This is a genomic window from Bradyrhizobium genosp. SA-4 str. CB756, from assembly GCF_000473125.1.
Lineage (GTDB): Bacteria > Pseudomonadota > Alphaproteobacteria > Rhizobiales > Xanthobacteraceae > Bradyrhizobium > Bradyrhizobium arachidis.
In genome coordinates this window covers 8,409,791-8,433,007 of sequence record NZ_KI421499.1, presented here as the reverse complement: position 1 = coordinate 8,433,007, position 23,217 = coordinate 8,409,791, and the positions used below count along the sequence as shown (strand labels likewise).

The 23,217-nt window shown below is 65.2% G+C and carries 16 protein-coding genes; 12 read left to right on the top strand and 4 right to left on the bottom strand.

Annotated elements, in window-relative coordinates; translation table 11 throughout:
- Positions 1-290 precede the first annotated feature (290 nt).
- The 4 genes from BRAGE_RS0140700 to BRAGE_RS0140685 all read left to right on the top strand — a co-directional run bounded on the left by BRAGE_RS0140700 (position 291) and on the right by BRAGE_RS0140685 (position 4,875).
- Positions 291-1,328 (top strand): MBL fold metallo-hydrolase, encoded by a 1,038-nt coding sequence (locus BRAGE_RS0140700; protein ID WP_027563204.1) that lies wholly within the window; start codon positions 291-293, stop codon positions 1,326-1,328.
- 80 nt (positions 1,329-1,408) lie between these two features.
- The gene (locus BRAGE_RS55405; protein WP_035730608.1) at positions 1,409-1,570 is read left to right on the top strand and encodes a hypothetical protein; all 162 of its coding nucleotides are present in this window, start codon (positions 1,409-1,411) and stop codon (positions 1,568-1,570) included.
- A gap of 162 nt (positions 1,571-1,732) precedes the next feature.
- Positions 1,733-2,944 (top strand): MFS transporter, encoded by a 1,212-nt coding sequence (locus BRAGE_RS0140690; protein WP_027563205.1) that lies wholly within the window; start codon positions 1,733-1,735, stop codon positions 2,942-2,944.
- 215 nt (positions 2,945-3,159) lie between these two features.
- Positions 3,160-4,875 (top strand): N-acyl-D-amino-acid deacylase family protein, encoded by a 1,716-nt coding sequence (locus BRAGE_RS0140685; protein WP_027563206.1) that lies wholly within the window; start codon positions 3,160-3,162, stop codon positions 4,873-4,875.
- 225 nt (positions 4,876-5,100) lie between these two features.
- Here the strand turns inward: BRAGE_RS0140685 and BRAGE_RS0140680 are convergent, their stop codons facing one another.
- A complete protein-coding gene (locus BRAGE_RS0140680; protein WP_027563207.1) occupies positions 5,101-6,438 on the bottom strand; it encodes an MFS transporter in 1,338 nt (445 codons plus the stop codon).
- Between the two features lie 145 nt (positions 6,439-6,583).
- Between BRAGE_RS0140680 and BRAGE_RS0140675 the strand changes: the two genes are divergently transcribed.
- The 4 genes from BRAGE_RS0140675 to BRAGE_RS0140660 are packed head-to-tail and all read left to right on the top strand — an operon-like array spanning position 6,584 to position 11,180.
- A complete protein-coding gene (locus BRAGE_RS0140675; RefSeq protein WP_027563208.1) occupies positions 6,584-7,237 on the top strand; it encodes an ABC transporter ATP-binding protein in 654 nt (217 codons plus the stop codon).
- Positions 7,234-9,696 (top strand): FtsX-like permease family protein, encoded by a 2,463-nt coding sequence (locus BRAGE_RS0140670; RefSeq protein WP_027563209.1) that lies wholly within the window; start codon positions 7,234-7,236, stop codon positions 9,694-9,696. The genes BRAGE_RS0140675 and BRAGE_RS0140670 overlap by 4 nt, the downstream gene beginning before the upstream one ends.
- Positions 9,686-10,768, top strand: a complete 1,083-nt coding sequence (locus tag BRAGE_RS0140665) for a lipocalin-like domain-containing protein (RefSeq protein WP_027563210.1) — start codon at positions 9,686-9,688, stop codon at positions 10,766-10,768. Before BRAGE_RS0140670 ends, BRAGE_RS0140665 begins: the two co-directional genes overlap by 11 nt.
- Positions 10,769-10,793: 25 nt before the next feature.
- Entirely contained in the window at positions 10,794-11,180 is a 387-nt protein-coding gene (locus BRAGE_RS0140660) for an MAPEG family protein (protein ID WP_027563211.1), read from the top strand.
- Positions 11,181-11,455: 275 nt separating this feature from the next.
- On the opposite strand, the gene BRAGE_RS0140655 is transcribed toward BRAGE_RS0140660, so the two are convergent.
- The 3 genes from BRAGE_RS0140655 to BRAGE_RS0140645 all read right to left on the bottom strand — a co-directional run bounded on the left by BRAGE_RS0140655 (position 11,456) and on the right by BRAGE_RS0140645 (position 17,308).
- Positions 11,456-12,649 carry an ABC transporter substrate-binding protein gene (locus BRAGE_RS0140655; protein WP_027563212.1) on the bottom strand — a complete coding sequence of 398 codons (1,194 nt, stop codon included), beginning with the start codon at positions 12,647-12,649 and terminating at the stop codon, positions 11,456-11,458.
- A gap of 292 nt (positions 12,650-12,941) precedes the next feature.
- Positions 12,942-16,106, bottom strand: a complete 3,165-nt coding sequence (locus tag BRAGE_RS0140650) for an efflux RND transporter permease subunit (RefSeq protein WP_027563213.1) — start codon at positions 16,104-16,106, stop codon at positions 12,942-12,944.
- Positions 16,103-17,308, bottom strand: coding sequence for an efflux RND transporter periplasmic adaptor subunit (locus BRAGE_RS0140645; protein ID WP_027563214.1), 1,206 nt, complete (start codon positions 17,306-17,308; stop codon positions 16,103-16,105). The genes BRAGE_RS0140650 and BRAGE_RS0140645 overlap by 4 nt, the downstream gene beginning before the upstream one ends.
- A 328-nt stretch (positions 17,309-17,636) precedes the next feature.
- Between BRAGE_RS0140645 and BRAGE_RS0140640 the strand changes: the two genes are divergently transcribed.
- The 4 genes from BRAGE_RS0140640 (at position 17,637) to BRAGE_RS0140625 (ending at position 23,214) form a co-directional block, all read left to right on the top strand.
- A complete protein-coding gene (locus BRAGE_RS0140640; RefSeq protein ID WP_027563215.1) occupies positions 17,637-18,791 on the top strand; it encodes an iron-containing alcohol dehydrogenase in 1,155 nt (384 codons plus the stop codon).
- A gap of 17 nt (positions 18,792-18,808) precedes the next feature.
- Positions 18,809-20,359, top strand: a complete 1,551-nt coding sequence (locus BRAGE_RS0140635; RefSeq protein ID WP_027563216.1) for an AMP-binding protein — start codon at positions 18,809-18,811, stop codon at positions 20,357-20,359.
- A 272-nt stretch (positions 20,360-20,631) separates the two neighbouring features.
- Positions 20,632-22,230 (top strand): ABC transporter substrate-binding protein, encoded by a 1,599-nt coding sequence (locus BRAGE_RS0140630; protein WP_027563217.1) that lies wholly within the window; start codon positions 20,632-20,634, stop codon positions 22,228-22,230.
- Between the two features lie 36 nt (positions 22,231-22,266).
- Positions 22,267-23,214 carry an ABC transporter permease gene (locus BRAGE_RS0140625; protein ID WP_027563218.1) on the top strand — a complete coding sequence of 316 codons (948 nt, stop codon included), beginning with the start codon at positions 22,267-22,269 and terminating at the stop codon, positions 23,212-23,214.
- Positions 23,215-23,217 lie beyond the last annotated feature (3 nt).

Genomic DNA, 23,217 nt, shown 5'->3' with positions numbered 1-23,217 from the left:
TGGGACAGCCGGATCACCGTTCCGGATCGCAAGGCGAAATCCTTGAGGCCGGATGCATGTCCGCTTCGCTCCAAACTCCTTCTGGGATCCCTGCGCCCCGTGTGCGCAATTGCGCACTAGGCAGGGACGACACTGAATTTGTGGGCAGGCGGTTGCCCCAAACTGCCTCGCCGCCCCATCTCGAGGAATAAAAATCTTCCAAATTTTACCGTCTACACAGTGAATTGCTTCTCTTTCTGCCCCGCCCCGTAGTAGAATCCTCGAAATCAGTTCCACACCGGGGCCTGCCCATGATCTTCCGCCAGCTCTTCGACAGCGTTTCGGGCACTTACAGCTATCTGCTCGCGAGCCGCCCCGGTGGCGAGGCGTTGATCCTCGATCCCGTGCTGGAGAAGGTCGATCGCTATTGCCAGCTGCTGCGCGAGCTCGACCTCAAGCTGGTCAAGGCGGTCGACACTCATCTGCATGCCGACCACGTCACCGGGCTCGGCGAGCTGCGCGACCGCACCCATTGCATGACCGTGATGGGCGACCAGACCAAGGCCGACGTGGTGGCGATGCGGGTTGCCGATGGCGACAAGGTGACGATCGAGGGCCTGTCGCTCGACGTGATGTACACGCCCGGCCACACCGACGACTCCTATTCCTATCTGATGGGCGACCGCGTCTTCACCGGCGATACGCTGTTGATCCGCGGCACCGGCCGCACCGATTTCCAGAACGGCTCGTCGCGCGCACAATACGAGTCGATCTTCAATCGCCTCTTGAAGCTGCCGGACGAGACCATGGTGTTTCCGGCGCACGACTACAAGGGCGACACCGTCTCCACCATCGGCGAGGAGAAGCGCTACAATCCGCGGCTCCAGGTGCGCTCGGTCGACGAATATATCGAGCTGATGGCGAACCTGAAGCTGCCCAATCCGAAGATGATGGACGTCGCGGTGCCCGCCAACATGCGCGTCGGCCTGCATCAGGAGGAACTGGAGAAGGAAGGCCGCGCGCTCAGCGCCGCGGAGGCGATCCGTTCGCTCCACCGGCCCGACATCCTGCTTGTCGATCTCCGCGAGACCAATGAGCGCATGAAGCACGGCATGCTCGAAGGCGCGCTGCACACGCCCTATCCGTCGGTCGAGGAGAGCCTGAAGCCCGGCGGCATGCTGCGCGAGGTCGCCGCCGCCACGGGCCGCCGAGTCGTGTTCTTCTGCGCCTTCGGCGAGCGCTCGGCGATGGCGGTGGCCGCCGCGAAGGATGCGGGATTATCGAACACCGCGCACATTGCCGGCGGCATCGATGCCTGGAAGAAGGCGGGCGGGCCGGTGGTGCGTTGACACCCCGTCTTGCGGCAGATCAGGAAGCCCACATATTTTCCGGATAGAATCGGGTGCAGCATCACCATCCGGGACCAGCCATGGCCAAAACCGCCAAGCCAAGCGAGCCGCCGAAGACGAAGACGGCTGACGACAAGGCAAAGACACCCCCGCCTCCGCGCGATTTCGACGACGACTACGAGGACGGCGACATCGCCACGCCGAAGCGGGATCGCTACGGCAATGACGACGAGCCGTTGTGAGGGGGTAGCCCCAAACACCGCTGTCGTCCCCATGAACGCAGGGACGACAGCGGGGATGCAGCCCCCACCCGCACTACCTGCCATGCGCCTGCGTTCATGGACAAATAACCGCTCTCCCCGATAGTTTGCCCATCCCCTCCAGGATGTGAAAACGGAACTGCAATGGCCGATGTTCTCGCCGCACCGCAACAAGGCAAGGCGGACAGCGCGCTGCGTACCCTGACGGGAATCTCGATCGCGCATTGGGTCAGCCATTTCCATCTGCTGGTCCTGCCGATGCTGTTTCCGTTCCTGAAGGAGAAGCTCGGCGTCGGCTATGTCGAACTCGGCTTTGCGCTGACCGTGTCCGCGGTGGTGTCGGGGCTGACGCAGGCGCCGACCGGCTATCTCGTCGACCATTTTGGCGCGCGGAAGCTTCTGCTGTGCGGCCTCACGCTCGGCGGCCTCGCGCTGATCCTGCTCGGCCTGCATCTCAGCTACCCCGCGCTGATCGCCTGCGCGGTGCTGCTCGGACTCGCCAACAGCGTCTATCACCCCGCCGACTACGCCATCCTCGCCGAGCACATGGACGAGGCACGGATGGGCCGTGCCTTCTCGGTCCACACCTTTGCCGGCTATCTCGGCGGCGCGGTGACGCCGGCGATCGTGGCTGCGCTGGTCACGGTGTCGGGCGGTGTCGGCGCGCTGATCGCCTCGGGCGCGATCGCCATCCTGGTGGCGCTGCTGCTGGTGGCCATGGGCATCCCCGAAGCCGGCGCGCACAAGAAGAAGCCGGGCCACGCAGCCGCGCCGAAGCAGGCCGTGATCACGCCGGCGCTGATCATGCTCACTGTGCTGTTCACGCTGCTCAGCCTGTCGGTCGCCGGCATCAACAATTTCGGCGTGGTGGCGCTGATGAGCGGCTATGGGGCGTCCTATTCGATCGCCAATGTCGCGCTGACGGCGTTCCTTGGCTGCAGCGCCGTGGGTGTGCTCGCGGGCGGCTTCCTCGCCGATTACACCGAACATCACGGCTATGTCGCCGCCGCCTGCTTTGCCGCCAACGCAGCGATCGTGCTGCTGATCGCGCTGGTCACGCTGCCTGGCTGGGTCTTGACCGCGACGATGGCGACCGCGGGCTTCCTCTCCGGCGTGATCGCCCCGTCGCGGGACATGCTGGTGCGCAACGCCGCGCCTCCCGGCGCCGCCGGGCGCGCCTTCGGCATCGTCTCCACCGGCTTCAATCTCGGCGGCATCGTCTCTCCGCTGCTGTTCGGCTGGATCATGGACCAGAGCGCCCCGCACTGGGTGTTCGGGGCCTCCGTGATCTTCATGCTGGCGACGGTGGTGCTGTCGCCGTTCACCGAGCGGCGGGCGCAAGGTAAGGCGAATTGAGCGGTCAATATCGCTACAAATTCAACTGTCGTCCCCGCGAACGCGGGGACCCATAACCACAGGGAGGAGTCGTAGTGCAAGACCGGTAACTCCGAGTCTTCGCCAAACACCTCCCTGTGGCTATGGGTCCCGGATCTGCGCTTCGCTTGTCCGGGACGACGGCTGAGAGAGACGAGAAAAACACAACACAACAAGACAAAACGGGAAGAAACACCATGAGCACCCCTGATCTCGTGATCCGCGGCGGCACTGTTGCGGATGGAAGCGGCGGCGAGCTGTTCGAGGCTGACGTCGCGATCTCCCGCGGCAGGATCAGTGAGGTCGGGAAAGTTTCGGCGAAGGGACAAGAAGAGATCGACGCGCGCGGAAAACTGGTGACGCCGGGCTTCGTTGACGTGCACACCCATTACGACGGCCAGGTCACCTGGAGCCAGGACATCACGCCGTCCTCGCAGAACGGCGTCACCACGGCGATCATGGGCAATTGCGGCGTCGGCTTCGCGCCGTGCAAGCCCGCCGATCACACCCGTCTAATCCAGCTGATGGAAGGCGTCGAGGACATTCCGGAACCAGTGCTGAGTGCCGGCATTCCCTGGGCCTGGGAGAGCTTTCCGGATTACATGAACTGGCTGTCCAAGCGCGATTTCGACATCGATGTCGGCGCGCAGCTGCCGCATGCCGCGCTGCGCGTCTATGTCATGGGCGAGCGCGGCGCGCGCCGCGATCCCTCGACCGCCGAGGACAACGCTGCGATGGCGAAGCTCGCGGGCGAGGCGGTGCGCTCCGGCGCGCTCGGCTTCTCGACCTCCCGCACGCTCAACCACCGCACCTCGACCGGCGATTTCACCCCGACGCTGAAAGCCGGCGAGGACGAGCTGACCGCGATCGCCGGCGCGATGCATCGCGAGGGCCGCAGCGTGCTGCAATTCGTGCTTGATCTCTCGACCATCCACGAAGATCTGCCGATGATGCTGCGGGTCGCGGACGCCACGAAGTGCCCGATCTCGTTCTCGATCACGCAGAACGACAAGGCGCCCGACCGCTGGCGCCAGACGCTGGACGAGATCAATGCGGCCGCCAAGCGCGGCCTCTCCATCACCGCGCAGATCGCGGCACGTCCGGTCGGCCTCCTGCTCGGGCTCGAGCTGTCGCGAAACCCGTTCCAGACCCATCCAAGCTACAAGGCGATCGCGCATCTGCCGCTGCAGGAGCGGCTGGCGCGGTTGCACCAGAGCGAGGTGCGCAAGGCGATCCTCAGCGAGACGGCGACGTCGACCGACGATCCGCTGTTCTTCCGTCCGAACTACGACAAGATGTTCCTGCTCGGCGATCCCCCCGATTACGAGCAGCCGCCGGAGAACGCGCTGGGCCCGCAGGCGCGCAGGCAGGGCCGCCAGCCGGAGGAGCTCGCCTATGATGCGATGCTGTCGGACGAGGGTCGCGGCATGCTCTACGTGCCGTTCCTCAACTATGCCGACGGCAATCTCGATGCGACACGCGAGATGCTGATCGATCCGCAATCGGTGCCGGGCCTGTCCGACGGCGGCGCGCATTGCGGCATCATCTGCGATGCCAGCTTCCCGACCTATCTGCTGACGCACTGGACGCGCGACCGCAAGCGCGGCGAGAAGCTGACGATCCCGTTCGTGGTCGCCGCGCAGTCGCGCAAGACCGCGCTCTCGGTCGGCCTCACCGACCGCGGGCTGATCGCCCCCGGCTACAAGGCCGACGTCAACGTGATCGACTACGACCGCCTGCACCTGCATCCACCGAAGGTGCATTACGATCTGCCGGTCGGCGGTCGCAGGCTGTTGCAGGATGTCGACGGCTATGAGGCGACGATCGTGTCGGGCGTGCTGACGCGGCGGCACGGCGAGGCCACGGGGCAGCGGCCGGGCAAGCTGATTCGTGGCGCGCAGGGGATGAATTAGGCGAGGGCTGTCGCTGAGGCGCACAAGCCGCGCCTCACTCCCCGCTGTCGTCCCCGCGAACGCGGGGACCCATAACCACAGGGAGAAATTTGGCGAAGACTCGGAGTTACGAGCTTCCGCCAAACTTCTCCCTGTGGTTATGGATCCCGGATCGGCGCTCCGCTTCGCTGCGCTTGTCCGGGACGACAGTTGTGGTTGGGGCGAACAGCTTGCCTTGCAGCCCGCTTACGTCGGCGAGACCGCGCCTTTCAGCGGGGCGGGCTGCGCCGCCGCACCACGCGTTAGCCGCGCCTTTTCCGTGTTCGGCCAGAGCAGCAGCAGGCCGAGCAGGCCAGAGCCGACCATGACGGCGGCGTTGATGCTGAAGCCGGTCATGTAGCCATCGAGCATGCTGCCGGCGTGCTGGATCACGGTGCCCATCACGTTCGGCGCGATGATGCCCGAGAGCGTGTAGAGCGCTCCGTAGATCGCGAGGATGGCGCCGCGCTGCGATACCGGCGTGAACTCGCCGAGCATGGGCGGGCAGACGACGTAGATCGCGCCGCACAGGCCGGTGCCGACCACGAGCAGGACGATCTGGAAGCTCGCGCCCTGGACATGCGGCATCATCGCCAGGATCAGCCCGCCGATCACCAGCGGCACCGCGCCGAGCACGCCGCGGGCGATGCGGGTGTTGTAGCCGCGGGCCATCATCACCTGCGAGATCCACCCCGTGAGAATCACGATGGTGGCACCGAACACCCAGGGCAGGATCGAGATGAAGCCAGCCTGGCTCTGCGAGAAGCCGAGACCCTTGACGATGAAAGGCGTGAACCAGGTGAGGCCGAGCGACAGCGCCCAGTAAGCGCCGAAGGTCGCCGCGACGCAGCCGATGAAGGTGCGCGAGGTGAGAAGCTGCAGGTAGGGAATCGCCGGCTCGGTCGCGGCCGAGACCTGCGTGCTCTCGAGCGGCCCTTCCTTGCCGAGCGCGAGCCAGGCCGCAACCCAGATCAGGCCTACGACGCCAAGGGCACCGAAGGCATAGTGCCAGGAGTGATTGACGATGACCCAGTTCAGCGCCGGCACCGCGAGGATGACGCCGAAGGCCGAGCCTTGCGACAGGATCGCGGTCGGCAGCGTGCGCTTCTCGTCGGGGAACCATTTGTAGATCGCGTGCGCGGCGACCGAGAAGGCCGGACCCTCGCCCGCGCCGAGCACGATGCGGCAGATCAGGAGCGTGGTGAAGGAGACGGTGCCGACCATCGGAAACTGTGCCAGCGCCCAGATCACGGCCAGCGTGAGCAGCACCCAGCGCGTCGGCACCTTGTTGACGATGAAGCCGACGACGATGGCCGAGATCGAGAACAGGAAGAAGAACGAGGAGCCGAGCAGGCCGAATTGCTCGGCGCTGAGCTTCATGTCGGTCATGATCGGCACGCCGGCGAGGCCGACGACGATCTTGTCGGCGAAGTTTACCAGCATGAAGAGAAAGAGCAGAAACGTGACGGTCCAGGCGCCCTTCGGCGTTTCTTTGGACGTCCCTGCCGTCGTACCCGCCGCGGACGGCATTCCCTGAGCGCTCATGATTCTCCCCGTCTGTGTTTTTTGGCACTTTTTTGATTTGGCCTTCGTGAAGCTAACAACGGCTGCGACAGCAACGCAACCCCGGCATTTCCCCACCAAGTGTGCTACGCAACATTTCCGTTAATTCCGCCCGGCGCCATTCATCGTGCTGACTATCCGAAATCTCTCCAAGACCTTCGCCTCGGCCGGTGAGCCGGTTCACGTGCTGCGCGGCGTCGATCTCGACCTTAGGGCAGGCGAGCGCGTGGCGCTGACCGGCGAGTCCGGCAGCGGCAAGAGCACGCTGCTGCACCTGATCGCCGGCCTCGATGCCGCCGACGGCGGCTCGATCCGGCTGGAGGATATCGAGGTCACCAAGCTCTCCGACGCCGGGCGCGCAGAGCTGCGGCGCGACCGCATCGGCCTCGTGTTCCAGCAGTTCAACCTGATCCCGTCTCTCTCGGTCGCCGACAATCTCGCCTTCCAGGCGCGGATCGCCGGCCGGCATGATGCGGCCTGGACCAAGGAGCTGGTCGAGCGGCTCGGGCTCGGCCAGCTGCTCAGGCGTTATCCGGAGCAATTATCGGGCGGCCAGCAGCAGCGCGTCGCGATCGGCCGCGCGCTCGCGACAAAGCCCTCGCTGCTGCTCGCGGACGAGCCGACCGGCAATCTGGACGAAGACACCGCCGACGACGTGCTGGCGCTGACGCGCGACCTCGTCGCGCGCACCGGCTGCGGCTTCCTGATGGTGACGCACAGCCTGCATCTGGCCGGCACGCTCGATCGCCACGTCACCCTGCATGCGGGGCGGATCGCATGAGGCGCGCGCTGTGGGTCCTCGCCGTGCTGCTCAGCCATTGGCGGCGTCACAAGATGCAGTTCGCAACCCTCCTGATCGGCCTGATCGCGGCGACCGCCTTGTGGAGCGGCGTGCAGGCGATCAACCAGCAGGCCCGCAACGCCTATGACCGCGCCGCGGCGACCTTCGGCGGCGTGCGCACGGCCATGTTGGTGGCGCCCAATGCGGCGACGTTCTCCCAAGACTTGTTCGTCAAGCTCCGCCGCGCCGGCTGGCCGGTCTCGCCGGTGCTGGAAGGACGCGTGCAGGTCAACGGACGCTCGGTGCGGCTGCTCGGCATCGAACCGGTGACGATGCCGGCCGACGTCGGCAACGCGCCGCGCCTCGGCGCCTCTGATTTGAGCGGCTTCGTTGCCCCGCCCGGCCAGACATTGGTGGCGCGGGAGACGCTGAGCGATCTACAGGAGCAGGAGGGCGCGGCGCCGCCGATCAGCAGCGGCGCAAAGCTGCCGCCGCTGCGCGTGCTCCCGCAGCTCGTACCCGATGTGCTAGTGGTCGATATCGGCGTGGCGCAGCGGCTGCTCAACAAGCCGGATCAGGTGTCTCGGTTGCTGATCGGCAAGCCGAAGGGCAAGCCGGCGCCGCTGCAAGACGTCGTCGGCGATCAGTTGCAACGGATCGAGCCGAATGCGGAGACGGAGCTCGAGCGCCTCACCGACAGTTTTCATCTCAACCTCACGGCCTTCGGCCTGCTGTCGTTCTTCGTCGGCCTCTTCATCGTCAATTCGGCCGTGGGCCTCGCCTTCGAGCAGCGCCTGCCGATGCTGCGCACCTTGCGGGCCTGCGGTGCCTCGGCGCGGCTGGTCAACACGGTGCTGGTGATCGAGCTGGTGGCGCTGGCGCTGGTCGCAGGATTGATCGGGCTCGTCTGTGGCTATTTCATCGCGGCGGCGCTTCTCCCCGATGTCGCGGCCTCGCTGCGCGGGCTCTACGGCGCGCAGATCCCGGGGCAACTCACATTGCGGCCTGAATGGTGGCTCGCCGGGATCGGCATCAGCATTGCGGGCGCGCTTGTTGCGGCGGCGACCAGCCTGATCAAGGCGATCAGGATGCCGGTGCTGGCGACGGCGCAGCCGCGCGCCTGGCAGCAGCGGCAGCGGCGCTGGCTGATTCTGCAGAGCCTTGCCGCCGGCGCCGTGTTCGCGGTTGCGCTGCTGCTGCTTCATTACGGCGTGTCGCTGATCGCAGGATTCGGCGTGCTGGCGGCGCTGATGTTAGGTGCGGCGCTGATCCTGCCGGCCTTCCTCGAAATCATCCTGCTCGCCGGCCAGCGCACGGCGCAAGGTCCGCTATCGCTGTGGTTCTGGGCGGATAGCCGGCAACAACTGTCGGGACTGTCGCTGGCGCTGATGGCGTTGCTGCTCGCGCTCGCCGTCAATGTCGGCGTGTCCACCATGGTGGAAACCTTCAGCCGCACCTTCATCGGCTGGCTCAACGGGCGGCTCGCCGCCGACGTCTACATCAGCGCGGCCGACAATTCGCAGGGCGTTGCGATCCGCAACTGGCTGAAGGAGCGCAGCGACGTGCAGGCGATCCTGTCGGGCGGACGCGCCGAGACGCAGGTTCAGGGCCAGCCGGTGGAATTGTTCGGCCTGCCCGACCACCCGCTCTATCGCGAGCGCTGGCCGCTGCTGGAGACCGCGCCGCGCGCCTGGACTCAGCTCGTGCCGGGCAATGCCGCCTTCATCAGCGAGCAGCTCAGCCGCCGCCTCAACGTCCGTGTCGGCGATGTGATCGAGGTGCCGGCGCCGGGCGGGACCTGGGAGCTCGACATCGTCGGCATCTATGCCGATTACGGCAACCCCAAGGGCCAGCTCGCGGTGAATGTCGCGGCGCTGATCCGGCATTTTCCGCAGACGCCGCAGACCCGGATTGGCCTGACCGTCGCGAAGGACAATATCGCCGGGCTGATCGCGGCCTTGCAGAAGCAGTTCGCGCTCGATGATCGCAGCGTCGCCGACCAGGCGACGGTGAAGGCGGAATCGATCCGCATCTTCAATCGCACCTTTGCGGTGACGTCGGCGCTGAACGCCTTCACGCTCGGCGTCGCCGGCATTGCGCTCCTGACCAGCCTGCTGACGCTGGCGAACTCGCGCCTGCCGCAGCTCGCGCCGCTGTGGGCGGTCGGCATCACGCGGCCGCGCCTTGCCGCGATCGAGTTGACCAAGACGCTGTCGGTCGCGCTGTTCACCTCGCTCCTGGCCGTGCCGCTCGGGCTCCTGGTGGCGTGGTGCCTGATCGCGATCGTGAACGTGAAGGCGTTCGGCTGGCGGCTGCCGTTCCACGTCTTTCCGCTGCAACTGGTCGAGCTGGTTGCGGTGGCGCTGCTCGCTTCGCTGCTTGCAGCGCTGCTGCCGATGGTGCGGCTGGCGCGGATGCAGCCGGCGAGCCTCGTCAAGGTGTTTGCCAATGAGCGCTGATCGGATCTCCCGGCGCGCCTTTGCCGGCGGCCTCGCCGCGCTCGCTCTCGCACGCCGCGCCAGCGCGCAAGGTTATGCCGGGCTCGGCGAGACCGCCGACGGTTTTGCCAAGGTGACGCCGGGAAAGGCCTTTGCTTTCCCAGCCGATCACGGGCCGCATCCGGAGTTTCGCATCGAATGGTGGTATCTCACGGCGAATCTCATCGACAGCAGCGGCGCGGCGTGCGGCCTGCAATGGACGCTGTTTCGGCAGGCGGCGCGGCCGGGGCCGCAAGGCGAAGGCTGGGCCAATCAGCAGATCTGGATGGCGCATGCCGCAGTGACGCGCGCAGGCACGCACCGCTTCAGCGAGGTGTTTTCGCGCGGGGGTGTGGGGCAGGCCGGCGTCACGGACAAGCCGTTCGCGGCCTGGATCGATGATTGGGAGATGAAAGGTTTTGAAAAGACCGGCGACCACACCCTGGCGCCGTTGACGCTGAAGGCCTCGGGCACCGACTTCAGCTACGCGTTGACGCTGGAGGCCGATCGTCCGGTGGTGCTGCAGGGCGACCACGGCTACAGCCGCAAATCGGAGCGCGGACAGGCGTCGTATTATTACAGCCAGCCGTTCTATCGTGCGCGCGGCACGCTCACCATCGACGACAAGCCTGTCGATGTTTCCGGGCAAGCCTGGATGGACCGCGAATGGAGCAGCCAGCCGCTCGATGCCGACCAGACCGGCTGGGACTGGCTGTCGCTGCATCTCGCATCCGGCGACAAGCTGATGCTGTACCGGCTGCGCCAGAAGGACGGCAAGGATTATCCGTTCGGCAACTGGATCAGCGCCGCCGGCGACACACAGATGATTGCGGGCAATGATATCCAGATGAGTCCGAAAGCAACGGCCGAGGTCGCGGGCCGCAAGCTGCCGGTGGAATGGCAGATCGCGATTCCCTCGCGCTCGTTCTCGATTCTTTGCAAGCCGCTCAATCCGAAGGCATGGATGGGGACGGGCTTCTCCTATTGGGAGGGACCGATCAGCTTTGCCGGCACGCATGACGGCGTTGGCTATCTCGAGCTGACCGGGTATTGAAGCGCGGTCTCTAAGGGGATTCGCGATGTACCATCTCACCGCTCTCGTCACGCTGCTGGCGATCGCATTTTATTTCTTCACCTGCATCAACGTCTCGCGCTCGCGCACCCAAACCGGCGTCAAGGTGCCGGCGATGTCGGGCCATCCGGATTTCGAGCGCGCGTTCCGCATCCAGATGAACACGCTGGAATGGATGCCGATCTTCCTGCCGGCGCTCTGGTTGTTCGCGATCTATATCGGCGATGCCGTTGCGGCCGGGATCGGCGCCGTGTGGATCATCGGCCGCATCGTCTATTTCATGGGCTATTCGCAGGCCGCCGCAAAACGCGGCCCGGGTTTCGCGATCCAGGCGCTGGCCGCAATCGCGTTGTGGGCGGGGGCGCTAGGCGCGGTGGTGTTGCGGATGGTGTGAGGGAAGGTCGCGCCTCAATCTCAGTCGTCGTCCCGGACAAGCGCAGCGAAGCGAAGCGCCGATCCGGGACCCATATCCACAGGGAGTAGTTTGGCGCGAGCAGGTAACTCCGAGTCTCCGTAACCACACCGGCCTGTGGTTATGGGTCCCGGATCGGCGCGCGCTTGAGGCGCGCTTGTCCGGGACGACAGCGGAATGTGTGGCGCTGGCGCCGGACTCGGAGCTTCGAGATTCCGGGTTCGATGCTTCGCATCGCCCCGGAATGACGCTACGCGTCACTTCGTCAGCGGGCAGCCGCTGTCCTTGGCGGAGAAGAACGCCTTGTCGCCGGGAACGGTGGCGAGCAGCTTGTAATAGTCCCAGGGCTTCTTCGACTCCGAGGGCTTCTTGACCTCGAACAGATACATGTCGTGGACCATGCGGCCGTTCTCGAGCACCTTGCCGCCTTGCGCGAAGTCGTCGTTGACCGGCAGCTCCTTCAGCTTCTTGGAAACGGCCTCCGGGTCCTTGGTGCCGGCGGCCTTGACCGCCTTCAGGTAGCTCAGCGTCGCCGAATAGGTGCCGGCATGGATCATGCTCGGCATCCGGCCGGTGCGCTTGAGGAAGCGTTCGCCGAGATTGCGGGTCTTGTCGTTGAGATCCCAGTAATAGCCCTCGGTCAGCACCAGACCTTGCGCGGCCTGAAGACCGAGGCCGTTCACCTCGGCAAGCGTCATCAGGAGGCCCGCGAGCTTCTGGCCGCCGGAGACAATGCCGAACTCGGCCGCCTGCTTGATCGAGTTGGTGGTGTCGAGGCCGGCATTGGCGAGACCGACGATCTTCGCCTTCGAACTCTGCGCCTGCAGCAGGAAGGAGGAGAAGTCGGAGGAGTTGAGCGGCACGCGCACCGAGCCGACCACCTTGCCGCCATTGGCGGTGACGATCTCGCTGGTGTCCTTCTCCAGCGCATAGCCGAAGGCGTAGTCCGCGGTGAGGAAGAACCAGGTGTCGCCGCCGGCCTTGGTCAGCGCACCGCCGGTGCCGACGCCGAGCGCGCGGGTGTCATAGGCCCAGTGGAAGCCGTAGGGCTGGCAGGCATCGCCGGTGAGCCGCGAGGTCGCGGCGCCGACGACGATGTCGACCTTCTTCTTCTCCTTGGAAAGCTCGTGGACCGCGAGCGCGACCGAGGAGGTCGTCAGCTCCGTGATCATGTCGACGTTCTCGACGTCATACCAGCGCCGGGCGATCGAGGTCGCAAGGTCAGGCTTGTTCTGGTGGTCGGCGGTGACGAGCTCGATCTTCTGGCCCAAAACCTCGCCGCCAAAATCCTCGATCGCCATCTTGGCGGCCTCGACCGACCATTTGCCACCATAGTCGGCATAGACGCCGGACTGATCGTTGAGGATGCCGATCTTGACGCCTTGCGCGGAGGCCGGTGCCGCCAGCAGCAGGGCCGACATTGCGACGGCGGCCAAAAGGGATGATTTCATGAGTTAGCTCCCAGCAGTGTTCTGTTTTGAAATCGCGCGGATAGTAGTGAAGAACCCCGGCCCTGCCCATCCATTTCATGTTGGTCGTTAGTATGGAGGGAGCGCGCCAAACAACAGCTGTCGTCCCGGACGAGCGAAGCGAAGATCCGGGACCCATAACCACAGGGAGTGGTTTGACGAAGACTCGTGGTTACCCCCTTCGCGCCACCACTTCTCCCTGGGGTTATCGGTCCCCGCCTTCGCGGGGACGACAGCGGTGGGTGTGGAGGTTCCGATGGCAACCTGACCATCGTCAGGCCGCCACCTCCGGCTTCTTGTCGCGCCGCCCTTCGGCGAGGTTCCGCACCACGACGTAAAAGATCGGGGTGAACAGCAGCCCGAAGAGCGTCACGCCGATCATGCCGAAGAACACGGCAACGCCGACCGCCTGCCGCATCTCCGAGCCGGAGCCACTCGAGATCACCAGCGGCAAGACGCCGAGGATGAAGGCGAAGGACGTCATCAGGATCGGCCGCAAACGCAGGCGGCAGGCCTCGATCACGGCCTCCAGCCGCGGCTTGCCTTCGTTCTCGATGTCGCGCGCGAACTCGACGATCAGGATCGCGTTCTTTGCAGCTAGCCCCACCAGCACCACGAAGCCGATCTGGGTCAGGACGTTGACGTCCTGCCCCATGATTCGCACGCCGATGGTGGCGGCGAGCAGGCACATCGGCACGATCAGGATCACCGCGAAGGGCAGCGTCCAGCTGCCATATTGCGCGGCGAGCACGAGATAGACGAACAGCACGCAGATCGGGAACACGTAGAGGCCCGCATTGCCGCCGGTGATCTGCTGATAGGACAGGTCGGTCCATTCGAAGGTAAAGCCGCTCGGCAAGATGTCGTCGGCGAGCTTCTTGATGGTGTTGAGCGCGGTGGTCGAGCTGACGCCCGGCGCCGGCTCGCCCTGCAGTTCGGAGGCCGCATAGAGATTGTAGCGCGCGACGCGGTCGGGGCCCGAGACGTCCTTGAACTCGACCACGCTGCCCAGCATCACCATGTCGCCGGAGGCGTTGCGCGTGCGCAGCCGCGCGAGGTCGCTTGGCTCTTTCCGGAACGGGAAGTCTGCCTGCGCCGTGACGTGATAGGTGCGGCCGAACAGGTTGAAGTCGTTGACATAGGTCGATCCGAAATAGGTCTGGATCGTGTCGTTGACGTTGGCGATGGGAACGCCGAGCTTCTGCGCCTTGGTGCGGTCGATGTCGACGAAGAGCTGCGGCGTATTCGCCGTGAACGGCGAGAACACCGTGGGGCCGAGCAGCAACGGCGATTTGCGCGCAGCGGCGACAAGCTCGTCGGTGGCTGCGGCGAGCAGCTCCGGCCCGCGGCCCTGGCGGTCCTGGATGCGGATGGTGAAGCCGCCGCCGGTGCCGATGCCGGGGACGGCCGGCGGCGGAATGACGATGATGAACGCGCCCTGGAGCGCGGCGAGCCGCTTGCGCAGCTCGGCCGTGATGGCGTTCGCCGTCAGCCCCTTCTTCAGGCGCACCTCGGGTTCATCGAACACCGGAAACAGCGCCGCTGCGTTGCCCTGCTGCGTGCGCGTCGCACCCGAGAAGCCGGCGAAGACGGCAACTCGGATGATGCCCGGGGTATCCAGCGCGATCCGCTCGATCTCGCGCACGATCTCGGTGGTGCGCGCCAGCGACGCCGCGCCGGGCAATTGCACGGAGACGATGACGTAGCCGCGATCCTGCGCGGGGATGAAGCCCTGCGGCGTGGTCCCGATCAGCCAGCCGGCGCTGCCGATCAGCACGACGTAGATCAGCAACATCACCACCGAGTGCCGGATCACGAAATTCGCAAGACCCGCATAGCCATGCGACAGCCGGTCGAACACGCGGTTGAAGACGCCGGTGAAGGCATTCCATCCGCGCGCGATGACGTTCCAGGCCGCCGGCGGCCGCTTCTCCTCGTGCGGCGTGAGGATCAGCGAGGCCAGCGCCGGCGACAGCGTCAGCGAGCAGAAGCAGGAGATCGCGGTCGCAACCGCGATGGTGACGGCGAATTGCTGGAAGAATTGCCCGGAAATGCCGCCAAGGAACGCCGTCGGCACGAACACGGCACATAGCACCAGCGCGATCGAGACCAGCGCGCCGCCGACCTCCTCCATGGTTTTCAGCGCGGCATCGCGCCGACTGAGGCCATGCTCGAGATGCCGCTCGACATTCTCGACCACCACAATGGCGTCGTCGACGACGATACCGACGGCGAGCACGAGGCCGAAAAGCGTGAGATTGTTGATGGAGAAGCCGAGCGCCGCCATCACCGCAAAGGTGCCGACCAGCGAGACCGGAATCGCGATGATCGGGATGATCGCCGGGCGCCAGCCCTGCAGGAACACGAGCACCACGACGACCACAAGCAGCATGGCCTCGTAGATGGTCTTGATCAGCTCGTGGACGGATTGCGCGATGAACTCGGTCGGATTGTAGCCGATATTGTAGTCGAGGCCTTTCGGAAAACTCTCCTTCAGCTTGACCATGGTGTCGGAGATGCTTTTCGCGGTCGCCAGCGCGTTCGACCCGGGCCGCTGCGTCACCAGCATGCCGACGGCCGATTTGCGCAACAGGAAGCTGTTGGTGGAGTAGGAGAGCGCACCGAGCTCGATGCGGGCGACATCGCGCAGGCGCACGGTTCGGCCGTCCGAGCCGGCCTTGATCAGGATATCCTCGAACTGTCTCTGATCCTTCAGGCGTCCGGTGAACACGAGATTCGGCTGGAACGCGCGGTCGGTGATCGGCGGCTCGGCAACCTGGCCGCCTGCGATCTGGATGTTCTGCGCGCGGATCGCCGCGATCACCTCGGTCGAGGTCAGGCCGAGATTGGCGATGCGGTCGGGGTCAAGCCACAACCTCATGGAGTAGTCGCGCGCGCCGAAGATCTGGATGTCGCCGACGCCGTCGAGGCGCAGCAGCTGGTCGCGGACCTGGAGCAGCGCGTAGTTGGAGATGTAGAGCTGGTCGAACGTGTCGTCGGGCGACAACATGAACACGACCATCAGGATGTCGGGCGAGTTCTTGCGCGTGGTGACGCCGTTGCGCTGGACCTCTTCAGGAAGCCGCGGCTGCGCGATCGCGACGCGGTTCTGCACCAGCACCTGGGCCTTGTCGAGGTCGGTGCCGAGCTTGAAGGTGACGGTGATGGTGAGCTGGCCGTTCGAGGTCGCCTGGCTGTAGAGATACAGCATGTCCTCGACGCCGTTGATCTCCTGCTCGATGGGCGCTGCGACCGTGTCGGACACGGTCTGCGCGGAGGCGCCGGGATATTGCGTGGTGACGACGACGGTGGGCGGCACCACTTGCGGATATTCGGAGACCGGCAGCGTGGTGTAGGCGATCGCGCCGACGATCAGCAGCACGATCGACAGCACCATCGCGAGGATGGGCTGGTTGATGGAGAGACGGCCAAGATTCATGACTTGCCACCGGCCGGGGCTTGAGCAGTCTGCGGGGCGACCTTGGCGCCGACGCGGGCGCGCTGGATGCCGTTGACGATGACGCGATCGTCGGGCTTGAGCCCGTCGCGGATCACACGCAGGCCTTCGTCTAGCGGACCGAGCACCACGGCGCGCACCTCGACGGTGTCGTCAGGCTTGACTACGAACACGATCTTGCGGGACTGGTCGGTCGCGACCGCGGCGTCCGGAATCAGCAGCGCCTCATAGGGCGCGCTGCCGATCAGGCGGACTCGGCCGAACTGGCCGGGCAGGATCGACAGATCGGTGTTCTTGACCACGGCGCGGCTGCGCAGCGTGCCGGTGGAGACATCGAGGCGGTTGTCGAGGAAGTTGATCGAGCCGTCATGCGACGGCTTGGTCTCGCCGGCGAGCGTCACCTGCACCGGGTTTGCGGTATCGCGCGAGCTCGGGCGCTTACCCTCGAACCACAACTTGCTGTATTTGATGAAGGTCGCTTCGTCCATGTCGAAATAGACGTAGATCGGGTCGAGCGCGACGATCGAGGTGAGCAGTGTCGAAGTGCCGGTATCGCTGCCCTGCACGAGATTGCCGGGGCTGACGAGGTGGCGGCTGACGCGCCCGGTGAGCGGCGCGGTGACATGGGTGAACTCGATGTTGAGGCGAGCGGCCTTCAGCGCGCCCGCGGCCTGCGTCTCCGCAGCGTGCGCGGCCTGCAAGGCCTGGCGGCGCTGGTCGACGACCTGCTCGGAGACCGCGCTGGTCTGGACCAGGTTCAGGCCGCGGTCGAGCTCGCGCTTGGCCAGCTCCACCTTGGCGCGCGCGTCGGACAGCTGGCCGTCGGCCTGCTCGGCCACAGCCTCGAACGGACGCGGGTCGATCACGTAGAGCAGATCGCCCTGACGCACGATGGCGCCGTCCTGGAATTCGACCGAGTTGACGAAGCCGCCGACGCGCGGGCGCACCTGCACCTCCTCGATCGCCTCGAAGCGGCCGGTGAACTCGTCCCAATCAGTGACGGTGCGCTTGACCGGCTGGGCGACCGTCACCGGCGCGGGCGGCGGCGCAGACGCTTGCGAGGCCGGCTGTCCGCAGCCAGCGAGCGCGAAGGAAGCGGCGAGGAGACCCGCGATCGCGTAATGCCGCATCTGAACGAAATCGTGCTTTTTGACAAATGGCTCGCTTCCGTCCGGTCCAGTCATCCCAGGTCCTCGCATCAAAAGCCGCGGAAAAAGCAGGGTACGCGCCTGCTCGCGGGCGACACAAGATGGGCGGCAATGATGAACTCTTCAAGACCAATGCGCGTGCAATAGTACAACGCATGGCCTGACCGGATGGCGGGTTGACAGTGGGTGAGGTGGGCGCACACGCGGCGGTTGGTGCCAATGAGTTGGCGATGAAGGCGCGGCGTTCTCCACCCTCCCCTGGAGGGGGAGGGTAAGCGGCCAGCGTCTTCGCACATGACGGGCGGCGGGCGCTCGGCTAGACTTGCCTTCCAAAAACAAGACGAATTGTCCGGGGAGGACCGGCGTGCACCAGGGACGTGTCGTCTACGGCGCGATCGAGGAGGTCGTGTTCGGCCATCCGGCGGCGGATGCCATCGTCGCGCAGATGGACCGGCTGGGAACACGCCGCGCCTTCCTGATGGTCTCAGGCACGCTGAACCGGCAGACCGACGAAATCACGAAAATCAAGGACGCGCTCGGCGAACGCTGTGCCGGCCTGTTCGACGCCATGCCGGCACACACGCCGCGCGAGGCCGTCATTGCCGCCACCAACGCAGCGCGCGAGGTGGGCGCCGATCTGATCGTCACCGTGGGCGGCGGCTCGATCACCGACGGCGCCAAGGCGGTGCAGCTCTGTCTTGCGAATGGCATCGACACGATCGACGGCATCGACCGCATCCGCGTGCACAAGGGCGTTGCGCCGGAGATGACGGCGCCAAGCGTGCGCCAGGTCAGCGTGCCGACCACCATCGCCGGCGGCGAATTCAGCTCCATCGCAGGCGTGACCGACCGCGCTACGCATGTGAAGCAGATGCTGCGGCATCCGCTCACCGTGCCGCGCGCGACCATTCTCGACCCAGGCATCACCGTGCACACGCCGGAATGGCTGTTCCTCTCGACCGGCATTCGCGCCCTCGATCACTGCGTCGAGGCGATCTGCTCGCGCGAGACGCATCCCTATGCCGATGCGCAATCGGTCAAGGGCCTTGCCATGCTTGCCGACGCGCTGCCGCGGGTGAAGGCCGACCCTGCCGATCTCGACGCGCGGATGGATGCGCAGATCGGCACCTGGCTGTCGATGGGCGCGCTCGCGGCCGGGGTGCCGATGGGGGCGAGCCACGGCATCGGCTATGTGCTGGGCGCGGCGTTCGACGTGCCGCACGGCTACACCTCCTGCATCATGCTGCCGGCGGTGATGCGCTGGAACGCACGCGACAATGCCGAGCGCCAGATGATCGTCGCCGCCGCGATGGGCTTTCCCGGCCACAACGCCGCCGACGTGTTGGATGCCTTCATCCGCTCGCTCGGCATGCCACGCAGCCTTGCCGAGATGCGGGTCACGCCGGAGCATTTCGACGCCATCGCCGAACAGGCGATGCGCACCAACTGGATCCCGCGCAACCCGCGCAGGATCGACGGCCCCGCCGATATCCGCGAAATCCTGCTTCTCGCCGCATGATCCAAGCCGGAGGATAGATGTACACAGGTCACCACGCCCGCCTGCGCCCGCTGCAGCCCGCCTTCATCATGGCCGCGACAGGCGAGGCCGTCACCTATCGCGAGCTGGAGGCGCGCAGCAATCGCCTGGCGCATCTGTTCCGCAGGCACGGCTTGAAGCGGCTCGACCACTACTCGATCTTCATGGAGAACAATGCGCGCTATCTGGAAGCCTGCGGCGCGGGCGAGCGCTCGGGGCTCTACTACACCTGCATCAACTCCTTCCTGACGCCCGGCGAGCTCGCCTATCTCCTCGTCAACAGCCAGTCGAAAATCCTGATCACGTCGCGGGCGAAGCTGGACATCGCACGCGAGGCCATCAACGCCTGCCCCGACGTCAAGCTCTGCATCGTCGCCGACGGTCCCGGCGAGAGCGAGCGCATCGTCGGGCTGGCGGATGTGACCGCCGATCTGCCGGCGACGCCGATCGCGGACGAATGGCTTGGCACTGCGATGCTGTATTCATCGGGCACGACGGGACGGCCGAAGGGCATTTTGCGGCCGCTGCCGGAGGAGCCGCCAAAACAGAATCTGCCGCTGTTCGATTTCCTGACGAAACTCTGGCACTACCGCGAGGGCATGGTCTACCTGTCGCCGGCCCCGCTCTATCACTCGGCGCCGCAGGCCGCGGTAAATCTCACGATCCGCATGGGCGGCACCGTGATCATCATGGAGACGTTCGATCCCGAGCGCTATCTCCAGCTGGTGCAACAATGGGGCATCACCCACACCCAGCTGGTGCCGACGATGTTCTCGCGGATGCTGAAGCTGCCGGAGGAGGTGCGCAAGCGTTACGACCTCTCCTCGCTGGAGATCGCGATCCATGCCGCCGCGCCCTGCCCGGCCCTCGTCAAGGACGACATCATCAAATGGTGGGGTCCGATCATCCACGAATATTACGGCGCCACCGAAGGCCTCGGCTTCACCGCCTGCAACAGCGCGGAATGGCTGGCGCATCGCGGCACCGTCGGCAAGGTGCTGCTCGGCGACCTCCATATTCTCGACGAGAACATGCAGCCACGCCCGACCGGAACGCCGGGGCAAGTCTGGTTCAAGACGGGATCGCCGTTCGAATATTTCAATGATCCGGAGAAGACGAAGGAAGCGCGCTCGGCCGACGGCAACATGAGCACGGTCGGCGACGTCGGCTATGTCGACGAGGACCGCTTCCTGTATCTGACCGACCGCGCGACCTTCATGATCATCTCGGGCGGGGTGAACATCTATCCGCAGGAATGCGAGAATCTCTTGATCACCCACCCGAAGGTCGCCGATGCCGCCGTGTTCGGCGTGCCCAATCCCGATCTCGGCGAAGAGGTGAAGGCGGTGGTGCAGCCGATGCCGGGCGTGGTGCCGGGCCCGGCGCTTGCCGAAGAGCTGATCGCCTTCTGCGGGGCGTCGCTGTCGCGGCAGAAGGTGCCGCGCTCGGTGGACTTCGAGAAGGAGTTGCCGCGGCTCCCGACCGGCAAGCTGTACAAGCGGCTGCTAAGGGATCGGTATTGGGGCAACAAGACGTCGCGGATCGTGTGAGCCCCGCTGTCGTCCCGGGGCGCGACGAAGTCGCGAACCCGGGACGACGGCGGAGGTTGGCGATGCAACTGCGCACAAAAATCCACACAGGAACCAGCTCTTCGCACCTGCACTCTCACATGATGAAAGTGTGAACCCCTGCGGCCTTCCGTCATCCGAATTGTCGAGGCGGCTTGCGGCGTTACGGGTTGCCTCCCTCTATTCGCGTCGCTATCGTCCTGACAAACAGGCCACAAAAGGCCCAAAAGAACTAATGTCCAGGGAGGACGAGGATGCGGAGCGTGCGGGCGCTCGCCGCGACGGCGGCGCTATCTTTGCTGGCGTTTTCGACCATTGCGGTCGCCGGCGAGCCCAAACAGGGCGGAATCCTGCGGATGTATCACCGCGACAGCCCTGGCAACGCCTCGATCCATGAAGGCGCGACCTATTCGCTCAATGTTCCCTTCATGCCCGTCTTCAACAACCTCGTTATCTACAAGCAGGACGAAGCCCAGAACAGGATGGACAACATCGTCCCGGAGCTCGCCGAGAGCTGGGCCTGGGTGAACGACAACAAGACGCTGACCTTCAAGCTCCGCCAGGGCGTGAAATGGCACGACGGCAAGCCGTTCACCTCGGCCGACGTCAAATGCACCTTCGACATGCTGATGGGCAAGGCGCAGCAGAAGTTCCGGCAGAATCCGCGCAAGACCTGGTACGAGCAAGTCAATGACGTCTCGACCAACGGCGATTTCGAGGTCTCCTTCAACCTGAAGCGGCCGCAGCCGTCGCTGCTGGCGCTGCTCGCCTCGGGCTACACGCCGGTCTATCCCTGCCACGTCTCGCCCGGCGACATGCGCACGCATCCGATCGGCACCGGCCCGTTCAAGTTCGTCGAGTTCAAGGCCAACGAATCGATCAAGCTGACCCGCAACACCGACTATTGGCGCAAGGGCCGGCCTTATCTCGACGGCATCGAGTTCACCATCATCCCGAACCGCTCGACCGCGATCCTCGCCTTCGTCGCCGGCAAGTTCGACATGACCTTCCCGACCGAGGTAAGCATTCCGCTGCTCAAGGACGTCAAATCGCAGGATCCGAGCGCGGTCTGCGTCGTCGAGCCCAACAACGTCGCCACCAACATCATCGTCAATTCGACCGCTGCGCCGTTCGACAATGCCGACATCCGCAAGGCCATGGCGCTGGCGCTCGACCGCAAGGCCTTCATCAACATCATGTTCGAGGGTCAGGGCGACATCGGCGGCACCATGGAACCTGCGCCGGCCGGGCTGTGGGCGATGCCGAAGGAGATGCTGGAGAGCATTCCGGGCTATGGACCCGACGTGAACGCCAACCGCGAGCAGGCCAAGAAGCTGATGCAGAAGGCCGGTTACGGGCCGGACAAGCATCTCGCGGTGAAGATCTCGACCCGCAACATCCCGGTTTACCGCGATCCCGCGGTGATCCTGATCGACCAGCTCAAGAGCATCTATATCGACGGCGAGCTCGACGTGGTGGAGACCGCAAACTGGTTCCCGAAGGTCGCGCGCAAGGACTACATGCTCGGCCTGAACCTCACCGGCAACGCGGTCGACGATCCCGACCAGTCCTTCTACGAGAACTATTCCTGCGGCTCGGAGCGCAACTACACCAACTATTGCAACAAGGAGATCGAGAAGCTGTTCGACGTGCAGTCGCAGGAGACCGACATCGCCAAACGCAAGAAGCTGGTGTGGGAGATCGACAAGAAGTTGCAGGAGGACGTCGCCCGCCCGATCATCTTCCATGCGCGCACCGGCACCTGCTGGAAGCCCTATGTCAAGGGCGTGACGGTGATGTCGAACAGCTCCTATAATGGGTACCGCTACGAGGACGTGTGGATGGACAAGTAGCGGCGGGCGGCTGACGGGTTCGACAGGAGGCGATGCATGTTTGCCTATCTGGTGCGGCGCCTGTTCCTGATGCTCGTGACCCTGTTCGGGATCTCGGTCGTCATCTTCTTCCTGCTGCGCATCGTGCCCGGCAACATCGTCGACATCCTGTTCGCCGCCGCCGGCTATGTCGATCCCGCCGACAAGGCCAATCTGGAAAAGGAGCTCGGCATCGACCAGCCGCTGATCGTGCAGTATTGGCACTGGATCAGCGGTTTCCTGCGCGGCGATTTTGGCTATTCCTACGTCTCCGAGAAGCCGGCGTTGCAGGAGATATTGCCGCGGATTCCGATCACCGCGCGGCTCGCCGGCCTTGCGCTGTTGTTCTCGGCATCGATCGGCATCCCGCTCGGCGTCATCAGCGCGGTGAAACAGGGAACGCGGCTCGACTACGCGCTGCGCGTCGTCAGCCTCAGCGGCCTGTCGCTGCCCTCGTTCTGGCTTGGCCTCCTCATCCTCACGGCGTCGGTGGCGATGTTCGGCCAGATGCCGATCTTCAATCCCAATCCGCAGACCTGGCTCGAGGCATTCGCGACCTACGCCGTGCCGGCCGCCGCCGTCGGTTTCCGCAGCGCGGCGCTGACTATGCGCATCACGCGGTCCTCGATGCTGGAGGTGCTGCGGCAGGACTATATCCGCACCGCGCGCGCCAAGGGTGCCTCCGATGCCGCCGTGAACTATCACCACGCGCTGAAGAATGCGATCCTGCCCGTCATCACCGTGATCGGCATCGAGGCGGCATTCCTGATCGGCGGCCTGATCGTCACCGAGACCGTGTTCAACATCCCCGGCGTCGCGCGCTTCCTGGTCGAGGCGATCCGCTGGCGCGATTATCCGATCGTGCAGAACCTCGTGATGTTCATCGCGGTCGTCGTGGTGTTCGCGAATTTCACCGTCGACATGCTCTACGCGGTGTTCGACCCGCGGATCAGGTACACGGATTAGGAG